The following is a 17,988-nucleotide window of genomic DNA, read 5'->3' on the forward strand; positions in this document are numbered from 1 at the left end:
ATGCCCGTTAGAAAGTTTTCGCCCTGATTAGACGGGGATCGACCGGCCAGGATGGCGTGTCTGGCCCCCGTGACAGCATTCGATACATCTGCAAAGGTGGTGGCGTCTAATGACAGTGCCCGCCATGAGCCGGCCTGTTCTGTAACACTTCCACAAAGGAGGAGGACCTTTGAGGAGACGAGTCACGGCCGGCCTGGCAGGTGCCACAGCCGCGCTGTTGGCCGCCAGTGCGGTCGCCGTGCCGGCGTACGGCGCTCCGGCGCCGGCTCCGGCTTCCGTCGATCGGGAGCCCCAGGGAGCGGCCCACCGGGCCGACAACCTGCCCGACCCATTCGCCGATCAGGAGCGAGAGGTCCGCAAGCAGGCCATCGCCGACCTGATCTCCGGCAAGGCCAAGCTGCAGACCCGGAACGGGTCAAAGGTCATCCAGGTCAAGGCCGACCGGTTCGTCGAGTACCAGCAGCCTGCGAAGGTCGACCCGATCTTCAGCATCCTGGTGGAGTTCGGCAACCAGAAGGACCCACGTACCGGCGGCACCGATGGTCCGCTGCACAACCAGATCCCCCCGCGCGACCGTGTCTACGACGGCAGCGCGACGGACGACAACAGCACGATCTGGCGTTCCGACTTCAGCCGGCAGTCATACATGGACCTCTTCTACAGCACCAAGAAGGAGTCGATGCGGGACTTCTACCTGAAGCAGTCCGGCGGCCGGTACACGGTCGGCGGTGACGTCAGCGACTGGGTCTCGGTCCCGTTCAACGAGGCCCGGTACGGCAGCAACGAGATCGCCGAGCGGGACGGCTACTGGGCCTTCGTCAAGGACACCGCCACCGCCTGGTACGAGTCGCAGGTCGCGGCGGGCAAGAGCAACGCCGAAATCCAGACGTACCTGAAGCAGTTCGACATCTGGGACCGGTCCGACTACGACAACGACGGCGACTTCAACGAGCCGGACGGCTACATCGACCACTTCCAGGCAGTACACGCTGGTGAGGGCGAGGAGGCCGGCGGCGGCGCCCAGGGTGCCGACGCGATCTGGTCGCACCGCTGGTCCGCGTTCACGGACCTGGCGGGTAGCGCCGGACCGGACTTCAACAAGCACGGCGGCGTGCAGATCGGCGACAGCGGGATCTGGATCCGTGACTACACCACGGAGCCGGAGAACGGCGGCCTCGGCGTCTTCGCGCACGAGTACGGCCACGACCTCGGCCTGCCCGACCTGTACGACACCCAGGGTGGCGACAACGGCGTCGGGTTCTGGAGCGCCATGGCCTCCGGTTCGTGGCTGAACCACGGCAAGGAGGACATCGGCTCCACCCCGGGTTACTTCGACCCGTGGTCGAAGCTCTACATGGGCTGGCTGAACTACTCGAGCGTCGACTACGACAGCGGCACCACGTACGCCACCCTCGGGGCGGCCGGTGACACCGACGGTCTCGCCCAGGCGGTCGTGGTGAACCTGCCCGACCAGGAGGTCAGCACCGAACTCAACACTCCGTTCGCGGGACAGTACGAGTGGTGGAGCGGCAGCGCCGACGACCTCACGAGCACGTTGGCCCGGCCCCTCGACCTGACCGGAGCCACCACCGCGTCCATCAACGCGAAGGCCTGGTACAACATCGAGGAGGACTTCGACTACCTCTACGCGGAGGTGTCGACGAACGGCGGTTCCACCTGGACCCCGCTGGACCACCCGCTGATCGACGAGCCCGAGGTCGGCGGTACCCCCGAGAAGGGCATCGACGGCTCCACCGAGGGCGAGTGGATCGACCTCAACTACGACCTGGCGGCGTACGTCGGACAGACCGTCCAGTTCCGCTACCGCTACGCGAGTGACGCCGGAACGAACTTCGAGGGTGCGTTCCTGGACAACGTCTCGCTGGTCAAGAACGGTGCCGCGGTCTGGACCGATGGTGCCGAGACGGTGGACCCGGGTTGGACCGCGGATGGCTTCACCCGGTTCACCGGCAAGATCGTCGAAGAGGTTCCGCAGTTCTACATCGCGGAGTACCGGACCTACTACGGGTACGACAAGACCCTGGAGACCGGCCCCTACAACTTCGGCTGGACGAGCACGCGGCCGGACTTCGTGGAGCGGTTCAAGAACCACCAGGGCCTGCTGGTCTGGTACGTGAACTACGCGTACGACGACAACGACACCATCGACCACCCGGGCTTCGGTCTGAACCTGCCGGTCGACGTTCGGCCGGGTCCGATCACGGTTCCGGGCGTTGGCAACATCACCAACCGGCGGGGCGGTTACGACGCCACGTTCAGCAGGTTCACCAAGCCGGCGCAGACGTTCCACCTGAACGGTGTGCCGACCACGGTGCCGAAGCTGAACCCGGTGACGGTGTTCAACGACTCGCAGGCGGACCGCTACTGGTCCGCGCAGAACCCGATGAACTCGGTCAAGGTCGCCGGCACCGGCACCAAGATCGAGCTTCTGCTGGAGAACCGCCTGATCAGCGACCTGGCAATCATCAAGGTCACCAACTGATCCGGTAGTCGACACGGCCGGGGCCGGAGGCGCATCGCGCTTCCGGCCCCGGTCCGTTCTCAACTCCCGGCCCCCGATGCGCTCCCGGCACCCGGCCAGCTCCCGACACCCGGCCAGCTCCCGGTCGGCGGTGCCGCTCGCCGGTCAGAACGCCAGGTCGAGCCAGCCGTACCGGTGCGCGCAGGGAGGGCCGGCCGCGATGCCGAGCCGCCGGTCGTCCAGATCCAGCAGTACGGAGTAGACCGTCTCGGAGCGCTCCGGCACCGGCATCCGCTCGTCGACGTGCCGACAGATGCTCTGCGGAGAACTGGCGTGGTCCCGGAACAACGCGACGAGGTCATGGTCGCCCAGCTTGCCGACCGCCGCCTTCGCGGTCAGCAGGCGCCGGGCCCGGGCCGACCGGAACAGCGACGAGCCACCCCAGTCCTTGATGGTGTCGTACACCGGCAGCGCCGTCTCCAGATGGTTCGCGTGGGTGATCAACCCGTCCACCGGATGCAGCCAGCCGACGTCACCGGGCACCATTTCGAGGTCGATCAGCTCTCCGCCCGCCTCGGCCGCCTGGCCCAGCAGCAGGTTGATCGAGCTGTTCCGGGTACCCCGGCACACCGCCTTCAGCCCCTCGGCCAGGCTGTCCGCCTCGAGCGCGGCCCGCAGCAGCACGTGGTACGGCACCCCCGGCTCGGCCCCGGCGTCGGGAAGCCCGTCCCGGTCGCAGCCGAGCATGTTCACGCAGACCCCGACGCCGGCCGAGTTCAGCCCGGTCTTGGCGAGCATGCCCGCCTCGGTCAGGGTCAGCACCGTCAGCCCCCGTTCGTCACGGGTGGCGAGCAGCAGCATCACGCCCCGCTGGTCGGGGTGCCAGTCCCAGTTCTGTCCGAGCAGCAGATGCCCGTTCCCGGTGTGCGTACCGAGGACACCGACGGAGGTGCACGCGCCGGCGCCGGCGTCCGGCGGCCGGGCGTCCACCGCACCGCGTACCCGAGGGTTGCCGTAGATCAGTTCGGTACGGGCGTTGAGCGCGTAGATCTCGTCGACCCGGACGTCGGCCCCCTCGGCGACCCCGTCGAGCATCTCGGCGACCCGGGGATGGTGCCGCCGGGTGGACTTCCCGAACGCGAGCCCCGCGGCGCGGACGGCGGCGGTGTCCAGCCCGGCCTCGTCCCGGAACCGGCCCAGGTAGAACTCCAGATTCGCCACGACGAGATCCCGGGCCGCGGCTCCGTATCCGGCGCCGCACTCCGCCGGACTGCCCTGGACCCGGACCAGGGGCACCGGCAGATCCGGATTGTTGATCCGACGTGCGGAAGTCATGCCAGAACGGTAGCCGGGCCGGAGCCGGGCGTCACCGGCGGACCTGATCCACTGGTCAGGAACCTCCGGGCAGCCCCTCACCCGAACCCGGGTGATATCCCGGACGATCCACCGATCCACAGGTCGCGCCGGGTACCCGCACCCGGGATAGCCCTAGGCTGTGCCACATGACGGAGCGAATCGGCCAGTTCAGCGGTCAAGCTCATGACGACGCCGCGCGCAACGTGGTGCCGGCATGAGCGAGCGGAGCGAGGCCGGTAGGAAGTCCGTGGTCGACGAGTCCTGCGTACTGGTGGACGGGCCGTGGACGCACCGGTTCGTTGGGGCCAACGGCAGCAGGTTCCACGTCGTCGAGGCGGGCAGCGGACCGCTGGTGCTGTTCCTGCACGGCTTTCCCGAGTTCTGGTGGGCCTGGCACGAGATGCTGCCGGCCGTGGCCGACGCCGGGTACCGGGCCGTCGCGGTCGACCTGCGGGGCTACGGCGCGAGCGACAAGCCACCCCGGGGGTACGACGGCTACACCCTCGCCGCCGACGTGGCCGGACTGATCCGGGCGCTCGGCGAGCGTTCGGCGGTGCTGGTCGGCGCGGGGGCCGGCGGCATGATCGGCTGGACCGCCGCGGCCTTCCACCCGAGCCTGGTCCGCCGGCTGGTGGTCCTCGCGGCCCCGCACCCGCTGCGCCTGCGTGCCGGGATCTTCGCCGACCCACGCGGCCAGTTCGCGGCGGCGACGCCGACGCTGAAGTTCCAGATCCCCCGGTACGAGCACGTGCTCACCCGGGACGACGCGGCGCTGGTCGGCTACTTCCTGCGCAGGTGGGGCGGCCCCGACTGGGTGGACAGTGCCGGCTTCGACGAGTACGCGGACCGCTGCCGCCAGGCCATGCGGATCCCCCAGGCGGCGTTCTGCGCGATGGAGGGCTACCGGTGGGCGTTCCGTTCGGTGCTCCGCCTGCACGGCTACCGCTTCGTCAAGCTCATGCAGGAGCCACTGGTCACCCCGACCCTGCAACTGCACGGCGAACTGGACCAGGCCTCGCTGCCGCGTACCGCTCAGGGCTCCAGCCGCTACGTACGGGCGCCGTACGAGTGGCGCCTGCTCGACGGGGTCGGGCACTTCCCACACGTCGAGGCGACCGATCTGGTGCTCGGCGAGGTGCTCCGGTGGGCGAAGTCCTGACCCGTCCGGCCGGTCAGGCCCGGTTCTCGCGCAGGTCGGTGACCTCCGCCACCGGCGCCCAGCCCTGGTAGACCCCGAAGTCGAACGCCTCCAGCCCCATCGCCTCGGCGACCGGCCAGCGACCCCCCGTGTACTCGACCCGGAGCCAGTTGTCGTGCCGGGCGAGCACGATGAACGGCTGCCCCTGCCACGAGCACCTGGTCCGGACGTAGACCAGCTCGGCGACCTCGGCCACCGCCACCACCCGGCAGAACCGGCCGGGTCGGATCTCCTCGAAACCCTCACCCGGCTCGGGCTGGTAGAGCCGTACGTCGTCGCCGGCCGGACTGGCTTCGTACTCCTGCCCACGCCACTGGGCGACGTAGCCGTCGCGCATCAGTCCTCCTCGGCCCGACGCCAGACGGGTACGTCGCAGTCCAGGGTCGCCATCAGCCGTTCCGTGCCGTCGACACCGATCCGCCAGAGCTGGGTGTCGTGCGGCAGCCGAACGCTGTCCACCTTGAACTCCGCCACCACGTCGCTGCTCTCCCCCGGCGCGAAGCCGTTGCCCCGGAAGGGCGGTCGTTCGATCACCCAGCCCTCCATCGCCCGCATGGCGGCCTCGTTCTGCCCCCCGTACGGGATGCGGTAGAGGCTGGGCCGGTAGGCGGGCCAGCGGAGCACGTAGATCTCGTCCGCGTCGCGGACGAACGGAGAGCCCGGGTAGCCGAGCCCGAGCGCGCCGTAGAACTTGGCCGGCGTACGCAGATGGGCGACCTCGGACGCGCGGTGCACGAAGCCCGACACCCGGTCGTAGCCCCGGTCGAGGTAGTAGGAGAGCTGACTCGGGGCGATCGTCTTCTGCATCATCGTCGGCCGTCCCGGATCCTCCCGGGCGGGCGCGTACGTCGACCGTGGCGCCTCCTCCTCGGTCGCCGGAGCCGCCTGCTCCCCGGTGTCGGTGTCGTCGCCGAGGCCCACCTCGGCGGCCCAGTTCGCCAGCGCGACGATCTGCCCACCGGGCAGCTTGGCCCCCACCGGTGTGCCCGGGTTCACCGCGAACGACCAGGTGTCGTCGGGCCACCGCCGGATCAACTGGGCGAACTTCACCGCGACCGTCTCGATCGGCGCCGCAAGGTGGTCACCGAGCCGCTCTGGCGAGGTGAACACGACGACGTACGTCTCCCCGTCCAGCGCCTCCGTACGCCACCGGAAGCCGTCGTCGCCGGGGCGGCTGCCGGACGCCGAGCGGACGTCGACCGGCAGCAGCACCCTGGCGAGCAGGAGGGTGGAGAGGAACGTGTCGGTACTGCCGTCGCCGGCCGCGTCGAGCAGGCTCCGCTCCACGTCGTTGGCCGGTACGAAGTCGGGCGGCAGCCGAGGGGGCGGCACCGAATCGGCGGTGGACGCCGGTGGGGCGGGGGCGGGTTCGGCCGGAACCGGCTCGGTCACCGGCTCCGGCTCCGGCGCAATGGCGACCGGAGGATCGAAGACAGCCGGAGGATCGAAGACGACCGGAGGATCGAAGATGGCCGGCTCGGTGGGACCCGAACTGGTGAAGATCGGCTCGGTGGCGTCCGTACCCGTGGCGACCGGCTCGCCGACGCCAGCAGAGGTGGAGATCTGTTCGGTCCCGCCGGAGCCGCCGAAGATCGACTCGGCACGGGACGGCTGGCTGGCGACCGGCCCCGCGACGATCGGCTCGGTCTGCGCCGCCTCGGCGTAGGTCGGACCGCTCGACATCCGCTCGGCGGGAGCCGCCTCGAAGGCGCTCGACATCCGCTCGGCGGGAGCCGCGTCGAAGGCGGTCGTCGTACCCTCGGCGGGAGCCGCGTCGAAGGCGGTCGTCGTACCCTCGGCGGGAGCTGCGTCGAAGGCGGTTGTCGTACTCTCCGACGAGCCGCCGGACCACGATTCGGCGACCGGCTGCCGGGAGACCGGGGTGAACAGGGAGGCCTCGGCGCGTTGGGCCGTCGGTGTCCAGGGTTCAGGTGCCCGGACCTCGGCCGGTGGGGCCTCCGGCGGGCGCGCTACCGGCGCTGGCTCGTCGACCGTCCGGGGCGCGGCCGATCCGGTGATCGGCGCGGTCACCTGCTGGTCCGTCGCCTGGCCGCCCGGCCCGTACCAGGCCGGTGGCGGGCCGGCCGAGACCGTACCGGACAGCACGGTGGATTCGCCGGAACGCGCCGACGCTTCCACCGGAGCCGTCGGGGTGCCGTTCGCGGCCTTCGACCCGCCGAACCGCCCTGGACCGGCGGGAGTCATCCAGCCGGCCGAGGTGTCCTCCGAGATCTGGCTGCCGAAGTCGTTACGCCGGTCGCCCCGGTCCGGCGTGGGGGCGATCACCGGCACGGTGGCGGGTGGGCCGCTCGACGGCGTTGGTTCCGGCTCTACCGCCGGGGCCAGCCGCGCCGGCTCCGCCAGTGACGAGAACCGCGTCGGCTCGGCCGGCGAGGAGAATCCCGTCGGCTCCGCGTGCGGGGAGAACCGCCTCGGCTCGACGCCCGACGAGAACGAGTCGGGTTCGACGACCGACGGGAACGACGCCGACTCGGCGCGCGACGGGAACGGCGTCGGGTCGGCGCGTGACGGGAACGGTGCCGACTCGGCGCGCGACGGGAACGGCGCCGACTCGGCACCCGGGGAGAACTGCGTCGACCCGGCGGCCGGGGAGAACGACGTCGGCTCGTCTGCCGGCGCGAAGGTGGCCGGTTCGGGCGGTGACGAGTACGAGGCCACCGGCTCCCTGGACGGCTCCGCCGGCCGGTACGGCACGCCGGGGGTCCGCGACGGTTCCGCCCTCGGGAACGGGGCGGCCGGCGTCCTCGGCGGCTCCGGCTGCGGGCGCAGCGGTCCCTCCGGCTCCGGTCGCGACGGCACTTCCGGCGCGGGACGCCGGGGCACGGATGCCGTCGCCCGGGCCCGGGCCGCCCGCTCGACCTGCTCCAGCCGGGCCCGGGCGCCCATGCTGCGGCCGGGCAGCCGTACGTCGCCACGGGAGAGCTGGGAGACGAACCAGGCGGGCAGGTAGCCCTCGATCGGCAGCCCGGGATTGACCGCGAGCCACCACTCCGGGTTGGGCCAGCCGGTGGCCAACTCGGAGTACGGCGCCCGTCGGGTGGATCCCGCGTTCTCGGCTAGGCAGGCGTGCAGGGCGGCGGTGGACGTGAATGCCAGCACGTGGGTCCGGCCGCCGGTGGTCCAGGTGCCCCAGCCCATCGGCGCGCGGCCGGCGAGCGCCTCGGCGGAGACCGGCAGTAGAAGATCGGTTCGAGCGAGAATACGAAAATAGAGTTCCTGGTCACCCGCCCGCAGTGCGTCCCGCATCGCGGCCTCGGTCTCGGTGGCCGGCTCCCATTCGGTCACGGCCACCTCCCTTTCGCCGAACAGGCCACAAGCATCGCGTACAACCTACAAGGTAGGTGCAAGATCACAATGGCTGCCTGGCGGTGGATGCCATGGCCGGCGATCCACCGATAGCATCCGGTGGGCGGTCCGTTCCGATTGCGAACCGACCCAATGGCGGACCGACCCGATTCGGAGGCGAGCGATGCCTGGCCGCAGAATACGACTCACGCTGGTTGGCGTCGTCATCGCGGTGGCGGTTCCGCCGTTCGCCGCCGGGCCGGCCCTCGCGGCGGCGCTGCCACCGGCGGCGGCGCGACTCGCGTTGCCCGGCTGTGACAACGACGACCAATTGCCCCGGGCCGTCCCCGCCGTGCCGTGGGCCCAGAAGCGGTACGCCCTGGAACGGCTCGCCCCGTTGGCCACCGGGGCCCAGGTGACGGTCGCGGTGATCGATTCCGGTGTCGACAAGACGCACACCCAGATGAAGGGGCGGGTCCTGCCCGGACGGGACTACCTCGATCCCGGCCTCGACGGGAGCCGGGACTGCGCTCGGCACGGCACCGGTGTGGCGAGCATCATCGCGGCCACCCCGACCCGGGGCGTCGGCTTCCGCGGGGTCGCCCCGCAGGCGAAGATCCTGCCGGTCCGGGTCAGCGAGCAGAAGGTGATCGAAGGCAAGGAATCGGGAAAAACCGCCGGCGTTGTGGCACTGGCCAACTCGATCCGGTGGGCGGTGGACAACGACGCGGACGTGATCAACCTCTCGATCGTCTACTACAAGGACAACCCCGCGTTGAAGAGCGCGATCGCGTACGCCGTCGAGAAGGATGTCGTGGTGGTGGTCGCGGCCGGCAACCAGAACACTGAGGGCAACCCCACCCCGTACCCGGCGTCGTACGACGGGGTGATCGGGGTCGGCTCGGTCGGCGAGGACGGCCAGGTCTCGGCCTTCTCCCAGCGGGGGCCCTGGGTCGACCTGGTCGCCCCGGGCGGCGCGGTGCTGGTGGCGGCGCCGGAGCGGGGGCACGTGGTGGACAACGGCACCAGCTTCGCCGCGCCCTACGTGGCCGGGGCCGCCGCACTGGTCCGGCAGTACTGGCCGGACCTGAACGCCCGTCAGGTGGCCGAGCGCCTCCTCGCGACCACCGACCCCGCGCCGGGCACCGACCGCGACGCCTACGGCGCCGGAATCCTCAACCCGTACCGGGCGGTCACCGAGACCGCGGCGCCGGCCCGGCGGCCCGCGGCGGCCGGGCTTCCGCCGCACGTGATCGATCCGGCGGAGGTGGCGCGAGCGGAGCGCCGTGCGGTGACCCAGGAGCGGGCGCTGTGGGTCGCCGGTCTCGCCGCCGCGGTGGCCGCCGTCGCCCTGCTGCTCGCCGTCGTACTGCCGCGGGGCTCACGCCGCCGCTGGCGCCCCGCCGGCCCGGCGTGACCGCACACGCTCCGGCGTGACCCCGCCCAGCCGGCCCGACAAAAGCAGGAGCCCCGGAGGTGCCACGCGGTAGGCGTGGCAGCCCGGGGCAACCTGGATGATGCGGTACGGCCCTACTGGAACAGGCCGGTGTTCTTCTTTTCCGTGCTCACGTAGTCCGCGGCGGACTCGTCCAGCGCCATCTTGATGTCCCGCAGCATGTTCTGCAGGTCCATCGACGCCTGGCGCCACTTCGCCTGCCGAACCGCGTACGCCTCCTTGGCCTCGCCTTCCCAGGTGGAGACGAGCGGTGCCGCGTCCGACTCCAGCTGGTCCAGCTGCGAGTCGAGCGTGTTCAGCGCCTTTTGGATGTCCGCGCTTGCCTGCTGTAGCGCGGCGAAATTGACGACAAGAAGGCCGTCACCCATCGGATCTTCCCTCCCCAGAGGATCAGAGCGGCAGCGAGAGGCCGCCGGTGTTGGTCGCCGACATCCGGCTGGACGCCTCGCTGTCGGACGCGTCGTACTGCGTGCCAGAGGTACGGATCGCGGTCGCGGTCTCACGCAGCGCCCGGTGGATCGTCTCCTGGTCCTGCCTCCACTGCTGCTTGACCGTCTCGAACGAGCGGCCACCAGCACCCTTCCACGCGCTCTGAAGCACCTCAAGCTCACTCATCAAGCTGGTCAGCATGCTCTGCAGCGACTGGTCGACCTGCTCGAACTTCTGGGCGGTCTGCTGCATCACTGCTGCTTCTGCCTGCGTCTGAGACACCCCGGAAGTCACCCCGCTCCCTCACTCGTTGTAAACCCCGAGACGCCCATTGTGGACTCCCCGGTTGTGGCCGCTCCCTCTGTGGGTCACGGCACAGCATGGCGATTACTCCCGTAGCCGACGGTAGCGGGCCAAGGCAAGGGTTGGATACCCCTCTCGGCCACCCTGTGGACAAACCGGCACCGCCGATGTGGCGGGTCAGCCGCCACCGCCGATTCTCCCCAGGCCCGCTCCTCGCCCACCACCGGTTATCCCGGGGACGCCGGATTGCGCGCCTTCTCGGGGTCCAACGCGGGCCCCTGCGGGATGAGCGTGACCAGGTTCGCCGGCATCCGTACCCGCTTGGCGCTGGCGTACCCCAGATTGCCGAGCACGTCGGCGTTCGTCACCGGATGCCGCCGGCCCTGGTCGGTGATGACCGAGATCGCGCCGCCGGTGGCTCCCGGCGCGGCGGCGGCCTCGACCACGACGCCACGGCCGGCCTCCAGCAACACCTGGTCGGCGAGCGCACCGCCCTGCGACGACCGGGCGGTGGTCGGCGGCGGATCGGCGAGTTTGGACAGATCCGCGCCGACCCTGATGTTCTGCACGCCCCGGTCGTCCGGTGCGTCACCGCAGACCACGCCGCCCTCGGTGCTGGCCATCTTGGGCGTGGTCTCCGGTGCCGCCGCGTCGTCCTGCGGCACCAGGTCGCCCTGCTTCGGCAGCGCTCCGTAGTCGCCCTGGGAGAGCGGGGTCGCGTCATCTTGCTCGATGGCGTTGTCCGTGAGCAGCAGGTTGGCCTGTACCTCGGTGATGTTGTAGAGGCCGTCGCGCTTGGCCACCGCATACTGGCCGCCGCCGCCCTGCCGCTCGACCAGGAAGACCTCACCGATCTTCGCGTCCGGCACCGCGTCGGACGACTTCCCCGCGTCGGCGATCTCGATCCGGCCCAGGTCCGCTCCGGCCGGCAGCGCGTTGAGTAGAGCCGGCGCCACCGACACCTTCCGCACGCCGGCCCAGGCCAGTGCGTCGATCACCAGATCCTGGTCGCGGATCAGGTGCCGGCGGTTGTGCCAGACCAGATAGAGCTGGTTGTCGGGATGAAGGGCCAGCACACCCTCGTCGTTCAGGGGGCGCCCACCCGGTGCCTGCGTCCCGATCAACAGCGTCGACTGCGCCGACTGCGTGCCGTTGCCGGTACCCGGCTCGGAGCAGACCGTCCATCCGGAGCCGATGAGGCGGTTGGTCGGCGGCAACGACTCGGGCAGATCGCGGATGCCCAGCAGCACCCCGCGCGGCTCGCCCTCCAGCGACTTGCGCGACACCGAGACGGTCTTCGGACCGGAGCTGCCGATGATGAGCAGCGCGGAGGCGTAGTTGAGGACCGGGTGCAGCTTGTTCTCGTAATAGACGTACTGCGCGCCCGACTCCTTCTCGACGATGACCACCGACTGGTCTTTCCACTTGGCGGCACCCCCGCCGAGGAACACGCCGACCACCACGGAGCCGCCGATCGCGATCAGCGCGATCAGCACGCTGGCCAGGGTCGCCCCGGCCGCGCGCCGGAACGGCGACTGTGCGGGATCGGTCTCGCGCATCACCAGCGCGCCCACCACTCGCTGCACCATGAACTGGTACGAGTGCAACTGGTCCTGCCGCGATGGCATGCGGGCCCCCTCTCCGGTTGGTCCGGCCCATACGATAGGCCCCTGAGCGAATTGCGGGGGGCGGGCCCACGGGCGACGCCCATCCAGGGGAGGCTATCGCGGTGACGGTAACTGCGGCAGACAACAGGGCCCGGTCCGTCGTGACCGGAGGCAGCCGGATCGACCGGTCGGCACCGGCGCCGCTGCCGGCGTCGTCCACGCCGACGCGTTCCGGCCTGTTCGGCGTACGGGCGGGTCAGATCGTGGCGGCGCAGGTGGCGATCGCGCTGCTGATCGCCGCCTCCGACTACGGCGCACTGGCGGTGGTCGGAGCCGCGCTGGTCGCCGCCGTCCTGGTGCTGCTGACCTGGATCCGGCTGCGCCGACGGTGGCTGTTCGAGTGGATCAGCATCGGTATGCGGTACTCCTCCCGACAGCGGAACCTGCCGCCGTCGGCCGCACCGGAGAAGCTGCTCGACCTGGTCAACCCCGGCGCCACGGTGGTTCCCGCCGATCTGGCCGGCGACGCGGCGTCGATGATCAGCGACGCCTACGGCCTGACCGCGGTGCTGGAACTCGGCGACCAGGTCGGCATGCTCACCGACGCCTCGCAGACGCTGCTCTCCCCGGCCAGCCTGCTTCCGGCGCCGAGCGCGGAGACCCCGCCGATGCGGGTCCAACTGCTCCTGACCGGTGCGCCGGCACCGACGCTGAGCGCGGGCGGCGGCACGCCCGCCACGTCGTACCGGCAGCTCACCGACGGGCGGTTGCTCGGGCACGAGCGGGCGCTGCTCGCCGTACGGGTGCTGCGCGCCGACGGCTGGTCCGACGAGGATCTGCGACGGGCGCTGTCCAGCGCCGTACGCAAGGTGCGCCGCCGTCTCGCCCCGGTACCGACCCGGGCACTCGGCGAACGCGCCGCGCTCGGGGTACTGGCCGAGACGGTGCACCACGACGGTGCGCAGCCGGGCCGGGAGAACTGGCAGGGCGTACAGCTCGGCGGGCTGGTGCAGAGCACCTTCCGGCTGCGTCGCTGGCCGGACCTGCGGACCGAGGCCGGCCGCCGGTTCGTACCCCGGCTGCTCGCCCTGCCGGCCACCGCGACCACGGTCTCGGTCAGCGCCGGGCCGTGGGCGGGCGCCGGCACCGACAACATCCGGGTGGACGTGACGGTACGGCTGGCCGCCGACAGCGCGGCCGCGCTCACCACCGCCGTCCAGGCGCTGCGCCGGATGCTCGCCGCCGAGCACGCCGGCGCCCGACGGCTCGACGGCGAACAGCTCGACGGAATCGCGGCCACCCTGCCGCTGGGAGTGCTGGGGGCCGGGCCGACCGCTCCGGCGCCGGCCACCACCCTGCCAGCGTCCTCTGTGGACGCTCTGGACCTGTCCATCGGCTCGGCCGGGCTGATGATCGGCGCAAACCGGCACGGCTCGGCGGTGGTCGCCCGGCTGTTCCGCGCCGAGACCACCCGGGTGGTCCTGATCGGTGGGGTCCGGGCCGCGCAGCTCATCGCGCTGCGGGCGATGGCGCTCGGCGCCCGGATCGTCGTACAGACCGCCCGACCGCGCGCCTGGGAGCCGTTCGTCCGGGGCGCCAGCGGACCGGGGGCACCGATCGCGGTCATCCCGCCGGGCCGTCCGGTCGGCGGGGCGCCGGGCACCCAGTTGCAGCCGCTGCTGGTGGTGGTCGACGTCGGACCGGTCGCCGCCGACTCTCAGCCCGGTCCGGGCTGGCAGGCCAGCCTGGTGGTCCGGGACGAACTGGCACCGGTCGACGTCGATGCCGTCTCCCGCGCCGACCTGGTGGTGCTGCAACCGCTGCGGCCGCACGAGGCCCAACTCGCCGGCATGGCGCTCGGACTCGGGGACTCCGCAGACTGGTTGACCCGGATCCGGGCCGACATGGTCGGGGTGATCAATCGCCGGGTACTGCGCTGGGCCCTGCTCTCGGCCACGCCGATCGAGACCCAGCTGATCGGTCCGCCGGCCCGGTTCTGAGCGGATCTCGACCGGATGCACCATCGGCCTGGTGACACCGCTCACGAGAAAGGGTTTTGCTCCCGAAAGACCCCTTACGGTTAGGCCATGACCCAGGTACGGCGCGGATACCTCTACGGGCTCGGCGCGTACACGCTGTGGGGTTTCTTTCCGCTGTACATCCGCCTGCTCAAGCCGGCCGGGCCGATCGAGATCCTGGCCCACCGGGTGGTCTGGTCGGTGGTGTTCGTCGCCCTGGTGCTGGCGGTGGCCCGCAACTGGGGTTTCCTGCGGGGACTGCGCCGCCGGCCGGCCGCGCTCGCCGGGGTCGTTCTCGCCGCCACGCTGATCGCGGTCAACTGGGGCACCTACATCTACGGCGTGAACTCGGAACGGGTCGTCGAGACCGCGCTCGGCTACTTCATCAACCCGCTCGTCGTCGTCCTGCTCGGGGTCACCGTGCTGGGTGAACGGCTGCGGGTCGCCCAGTGGGTGGCGCTCGGCATCGGCGGTGTGGCGGTGGCGGTGCTGGCGTTCGACTACGGCCGGCTGCCGTACCTGGCCCTGACCCTGGCACTGAGCTTCGGCGGCTACAGCCTGGTGAAGAAGCGGCTCGGACTACCCGCCGCCGAGGGCATGTTCGTCGAGTCGGCCGTGCTCGCGCTGCCCGCGCTCGGCTACCTCGGCTGGCTCACCTGGCGGTCCGACTCGACCTTCGGCCAGGTCTCCGCCGGGCACACCGCACTGCTGGTGCTGGCCGGTGCGGCCACCGCGATTCCGCTGCTGCTCTTCGCGGGCGCGGCGAACCGGCTTCCGCTGACCGGGCTGGGCATGTTGCAGTACCTGGCACCGATCCTCCAACTCGGCTTCGGCGTACTGGTCTTCCACGAGCCGATGCCGCCGGCCCGGCTGGCCGGGTTCGCGCTGGTCTGGCTGGCCCTGGTGGTGTTCACCGTGGACGGGATCCGGCAGGTCCGCCGGTCCCGCAGCGCGCTGCTGGCCGCCACCGCCGAACCGGCCGCCGCGACCGCCGCCCCCTGAGCGGGTTCGCCACGGCGGCCCACCGCCCCGCCCCGCTCCACTGCTGTCGCTGGACGACGTCCGCGCCCGTCGACCGTCGCCGCTGCTTCCGGGGTTGACCGAAACCGGCACTGAACAAGCTGTACAAACGGATTCCACCGCACGCTCAGCATTTCGCCACCGGTCGGTCATTCACGCACGACTTTATGATCAACGACTTGCAGGCGACATCTGGCGCGGAAGGAAACCTGCCCATGATCAAAGAAGAGGTGCCCCGATCAGCGGCGAGGTTGGCCCGTCGGCGCTTCCTGACTCTCACCGGAGCGGCGACGGCGGTCGCCTTCGCCACCAACCTGCCCGCCGGTTCGACCGCGAACGCCGGTACCGGCTCGTTGTCCGACGACCCGTTCACCCTCGGCGTCGCCTCCGGTGACCCGCTGCCCGAGGCGGTGGTCATCTGGACCCGCCTGGCGCCGCGCCCGTACGAGCCGCTGGGCGGGATGCCGTACCACGCGGTGTCGGTGCAGTGGCAGGTGGCCACCGACGAGCGGTTCCGCCGGATCGTGCGCTCCGGCACCGCGTCGGCCAAGCCGGAGTACAGCTACAGCGTGCACGTGGACGTACGGGGCCTGGAGCCGGGCCGGCACTACTGGTACCGCTTCAAGGTGGGCCGGTACCTGAGCCCGGTCGGCCGGACCCGGACCGCTCCGGCACCGTGGCAGCGGGTCGACCAGCTCTCCTTCGCGGTCGCCTCCTGCCAGTCCTGGCCGGACGGCTACTACACGGCACACCGGCACATCGCCACCGAGGACGTCGACGCCGTGCTGTTCCTCGGCGACTACCTCTACGAGTACGGCATCTCCACGGCCGGTGGGCTGCGCTACGTCACCGAACCGGTGCCGAGCCAGTTCCGTACCGAGGCCGACACCCTGGACCGGTACCGGTTGCAGTACGCGCTCTACAAGTCCGACCCCGACCTGCGGGCGGCGCACCAGAACGCGCCGTGGATCTCGACCTGGGACGACCACGAGGTCCAGGACAACTACGCGAGCCTGACGTCCCGGACCAACGCTCCGGTCGAGGACTTCCTGGTCCGCCGGGCCAGCGCCTACCGGGCGTACTGGGAGCACATGCCGCTGCGTACGCCGGCACCCCGGGGCCCGAACTACATGCTGTACCGGCGGCTGCGGTTCGGCCGGCTGGCCGAGGTGAGCGTGCTGGACACCCGGCAGTACCGCTCCGACCAGGCCGACGGTGACGGCTGGAAGGCCGACTCGGCGGTCCGCCGCGATCCCGCCCGGGTGCTGGCCGGCGCCCAGCAGCGGCAGTGGCTGCTCGACGGCGTACGCGGATCGCACGCGACCTGGAACCTGCTGGCCAACCAGGTGATCATGAGCCGGATGGATCTCGACCCCACGGTCGGGAACCTGTACAACATGGACGCCTGGGACGGCTACGGGGCCGAGCAGCAGCAGGTGCTCGACGGACTGGCCGCGCTGCGCGGGCGCAACCCGGTCGTCCTCACCGGCGACGTGCACGCCGCGTACGCCCTGGAGATGAAGCGCGACTTCGCCGACCCCGCCTCGCAGACCTTCGGGGTGGAACTGGTCGCGACCTCGATCAGCAGCGGCGGGAACGGTCAGGAGGTCTCCGCCAACGGGCAGAAGTTCCTCGACGGCAACCCACACCTGAAGCTGGTCAACGAGCGTCGCGGTTACATCGTCCTGCGGCTGAGCCAGCACGAACTGCGGGCCGACTACCGGGTCGTGCCGTACATCGACCGGGTCGGCGCACCGGTCTCCACCGTCAAGTCGTTCGTCGTCGAGGCCGGCAACCCCGGCCTGAACCCGGGATGAGAGGGGTAGCCATGCGCAGCATTCTCCGGCGCCGCCTGGCCGGGCTGGCCGGGCTGTCGCCCCGGCGCAGAGCCGTTTCCGCCGCCGTCGCGGTGGTCGCCGCCGTCGCACTCGCCGGTACCACAATGGCCGTCTCCGGAGCCGGGCCGGCGGACGCCACCGGGTCCGGTCAGAACACGCGGCTGAGCCTCGGCTCCGACGTGACCCAGGTGGCGGTGAACCCGGTCCCCTGCGCCAATCAGGGCTTCGAGCTGCGGTTCGGCAACGTGGGCAGCTCAGAGGTGTACGCCGACGCGTTCCTGGAGGCACCCGCACCGCTGGTGCTGTCCCGGTACCTGGTCTCCAGCTACCTGCCGGCCGGCTACACGCTCAAGGTGAAGATCACGGTGACGGCACCCCGGGCCACCCCGCCGGGCCGGTACGAGGTCACCGTGCGGGCCGGCGGGGAGCGGCTCTCGGTACCGGTCGAGGTCGTCGCGCCGCCGGTCGACGGGACCGGGAATCTGGCCAGGTACGTACCCGTCTCGGCATCCTCGGAGAACCTGCCCACCTACCCGGCCTGCGGCGCGGTGGACGGCGACCGGGACTCCAACCACTGGGCGTCCACCACCGGCTGGAACGACTCCACCCGGGGCACCTTCCCGGACTGGCTCCAGGTGACGTTCGACCGGCCGCAGACCGTCGGGCGGGTCGACCTGTACACGCTCGACTCCGCCCGCTACCCGGCGACCGGGTACGGCCTGCGGGACTGGGATGTGCAGGTCTCCTCCGGCGGCGGGGCCTGGCAGACCGTCGGGCAGGTACGCGGCAACCTCGTCGGCATGGTCAGCACGACGTTTCCGCCGGTGAGCGTGGATGCGGTCCGGATCGTCACGCTCGCCAGCAACGAGGGAGTCACCTACTCCCGGATCGTGGAGTTGGAGATCTACGCCTCCTGAGCAGTCAGCCCCGGGGTGGGAGCGGCGCGGTGCCGCCTCCACCCCGGGGCTGCGTCGT

At 71.1% G+C, this 17,988-nt stretch carries 13 protein-coding genes; 7 read left to right on the forward strand and 6 right to left on the reverse strand.

Annotation, left to right across the window (positions count from 1 at the left end):
* The first annotated feature begins 169 nt into the window (after nucleotides 1–169).
* Complete coding sequence (locus H4W31_RS06250) at nucleotides 170–2,503, forward strand: immune inhibitor A domain-containing protein (protein WP_225945413.1); 2,334 nt, start codon at nucleotides 170–172, stop codon at nucleotides 2,501–2,503.
* 144 nt (nucleotides 2,504–2,647) lie between these two features.
* Here H4W31_RS06250 and H4W31_RS06255 read toward each other — a convergent pair whose 3' ends face one another.
* Nucleotides 2,648–3,817, reverse strand: a complete 1,170-nt coding sequence (locus tag H4W31_RS06255; protein ID WP_192765782.1) for a C45 family autoproteolytic acyltransferase/hydolase — start codon at nucleotides 3,815–3,817, stop codon at nucleotides 2,648–2,650.
* A gap of 235 nt (nucleotides 3,818–4,052) precedes the next feature.
* Between H4W31_RS06255 and H4W31_RS06260 the strand changes: the two genes are divergently transcribed.
* A complete protein-coding gene (locus H4W31_RS06260) occupies nucleotides 4,053–4,997 on the forward strand; it encodes an alpha/beta fold hydrolase (RefSeq protein ID WP_192765783.1) in 945 nt (314 codons plus the stop codon).
* 13 nt (nucleotides 4,998–5,010) lie between these two features.
* On the opposite strand, the gene H4W31_RS06265 is transcribed toward H4W31_RS06260, so the two are convergent.
* On the reverse strand, nucleotides 5,011–5,376 hold the full coding sequence (locus tag H4W31_RS06265; protein ID WP_192771882.1) for a hypothetical protein: 366 nt from the start codon (nucleotides 5,374–5,376) through the stop codon (nucleotides 5,011–5,013).
* Nucleotides 5,373–8,342, reverse strand: a complete 2,970-nt coding sequence (locus H4W31_RS06270) for an SseB family protein (RefSeq protein ID WP_192765784.1) — start codon at nucleotides 8,340–8,342, stop codon at nucleotides 5,373–5,375. The genes H4W31_RS06265 and H4W31_RS06270 overlap by 4 nt, the downstream gene beginning before the upstream one ends.
* A gap of 184 nt (nucleotides 8,343–8,526) precedes the next feature.
* On the opposite strand from H4W31_RS06270, the gene mycP reads away from it, so the two are divergent.
* A complete protein-coding gene (gene mycP / locus H4W31_RS06275) occupies nucleotides 8,527–9,759 on the forward strand; it encodes a type VII secretion-associated serine protease mycosin (protein WP_192765785.1) in 1,233 nt (410 codons plus the stop codon).
* 113 nt (nucleotides 9,760–9,872) lie between these two features.
* On the opposite strand, the gene H4W31_RS06280 is transcribed toward mycP, so the two are convergent.
* The 3 genes from H4W31_RS06280 to eccB form a co-directional block, all read right to left on the reverse strand.
* The gene (locus tag H4W31_RS06280; RefSeq protein WP_192765786.1) at nucleotides 9,873–10,166 is read right to left on the reverse strand and encodes a WXG100 family type VII secretion target; all 294 of its coding nucleotides are present in this window, start codon (nucleotides 10,164–10,166) and stop codon (nucleotides 9,873–9,875) included.
* A 22-nt stretch (nucleotides 10,167–10,188) separates the two neighbouring features.
* Nucleotides 10,189–10,509, reverse strand: a complete 321-nt coding sequence (locus tag H4W31_RS06285; RefSeq protein WP_192765787.1) for a WXG100 family type VII secretion target — start codon at nucleotides 10,507–10,509, stop codon at nucleotides 10,189–10,191.
* 248 nt (nucleotides 10,510–10,757) lie between these two features.
* Nucleotides 10,758–12,158 carry a type VII secretion protein EccB gene (gene eccB / locus H4W31_RS06290; protein WP_192765788.1) on the reverse strand — a complete coding sequence of 467 codons (1,401 nt, stop codon included), beginning with the start codon at nucleotides 12,156–12,158 and terminating at the stop codon, nucleotides 10,758–10,760.
* 101 nt (nucleotides 12,159–12,259) lie between these two features.
* Here eccB and eccE point away from each other — a divergent pair, with 101 nt between their 5' ends.
* The 4 genes from eccE to H4W31_RS06310 all read left to right on the forward strand — a co-directional run bounded on the left by eccE (nucleotide 12,260) and on the right by H4W31_RS06310 (nucleotide 17,930).
* On the forward strand, nucleotides 12,260–14,137 hold the full coding sequence (gene eccE / locus H4W31_RS06295) for a type VII secretion protein EccE (protein WP_318783050.1): 1,878 nt from the start codon (nucleotides 12,260–12,262) through the stop codon (nucleotides 14,135–14,137).
* A gap of 87 nt (nucleotides 14,138–14,224) precedes the next feature.
* The gene (gene rarD / locus H4W31_RS06300; RefSeq protein ID WP_192765789.1) at nucleotides 14,225–15,157 is read left to right on the forward strand and encodes an EamA family transporter RarD; all 933 of its coding nucleotides are present in this window, start codon (nucleotides 14,225–14,227) and stop codon (nucleotides 15,155–15,157) included.
* A 233-nt stretch (nucleotides 15,158–15,390) separates the two neighbouring features.
* Nucleotides 15,391–16,992 carry an alkaline phosphatase D family protein gene (locus H4W31_RS06305; protein WP_192765790.1) on the forward strand — a complete coding sequence of 534 codons (1,602 nt, stop codon included), beginning with the start codon at nucleotides 15,391–15,393 and terminating at the stop codon, nucleotides 16,990–16,992.
* A gap of 11 nt (nucleotides 16,993–17,003) precedes the next feature.
* On the forward strand, nucleotides 17,004–17,930 hold the full coding sequence (locus tag H4W31_RS06310; protein WP_192765791.1) for a discoidin domain-containing protein: 927 nt from the start codon (nucleotides 17,004–17,006) through the stop codon (nucleotides 17,928–17,930).
* The last annotated feature ends 58 nt before the right edge of the window (nucleotides 17,931–17,988 follow it).

It is taken from the genome of Plantactinospora soyae (assembly GCF_014874095.1).
Taxonomy (GTDB): domain Bacteria; phylum Actinomycetota; class Actinomycetes; order Mycobacteriales; family Micromonosporaceae; genus Plantactinospora; species Plantactinospora soyae.

What these genes read in the sequence shown, in the direction of transcription:
- H4W31_RS06310 (WP_192765791.1), top strand. Translation starts at nt 17,004, where the DNA reads ATGCGCAGCATTCTCCGGCGCCGCCTGGCCGGGCTGGCCGGGCTGTCG.
- H4W31_RS06280 (WP_192765786.1), bottom strand. Translation starts at nt 10,166, where the DNA reads ATGGGTGACGGCCTTCTTGTCGTCAATTTCGCCGCGCTACAGCAGGCA.
- eccB (WP_192765788.1), bottom strand. Translation starts at nt 12,158, where the DNA reads ATGCCATCGCGGCAGGACCAGTTGCACTCGTACCAGTTCATGGTGCAG.
- mycP (WP_192765785.1), top strand. Translation starts at nt 8,527, where the DNA reads ATGCCTGGCCGCAGAATACGACTCACGCTGGTTGGCGTCGTCATCGCG.
- H4W31_RS06255 (WP_192765782.1), bottom strand. Translation starts at nt 3,817, where the DNA reads ATGACTTCCGCACGTCGGATCAACAATCCGGATCTGCCGGTGCCCCTG.
- rarD (WP_192765789.1), top strand. Translation starts at nt 14,225, where the DNA reads ATGACCCAGGTACGGCGCGGATACCTCTACGGGCTCGGCGCGTACACG.
- H4W31_RS06305 (WP_192765790.1), top strand. Translation starts at nt 15,391, where the DNA reads ATGATCAAAGAAGAGGTGCCCCGATCAGCGGCGAGGTTGGCCCGTCGG.
- H4W31_RS06260 (WP_192765783.1), top strand. Translation starts at nt 4,053, where the DNA reads ATGAGCGAGCGGAGCGAGGCCGGTAGGAAGTCCGTGGTCGACGAGTCC.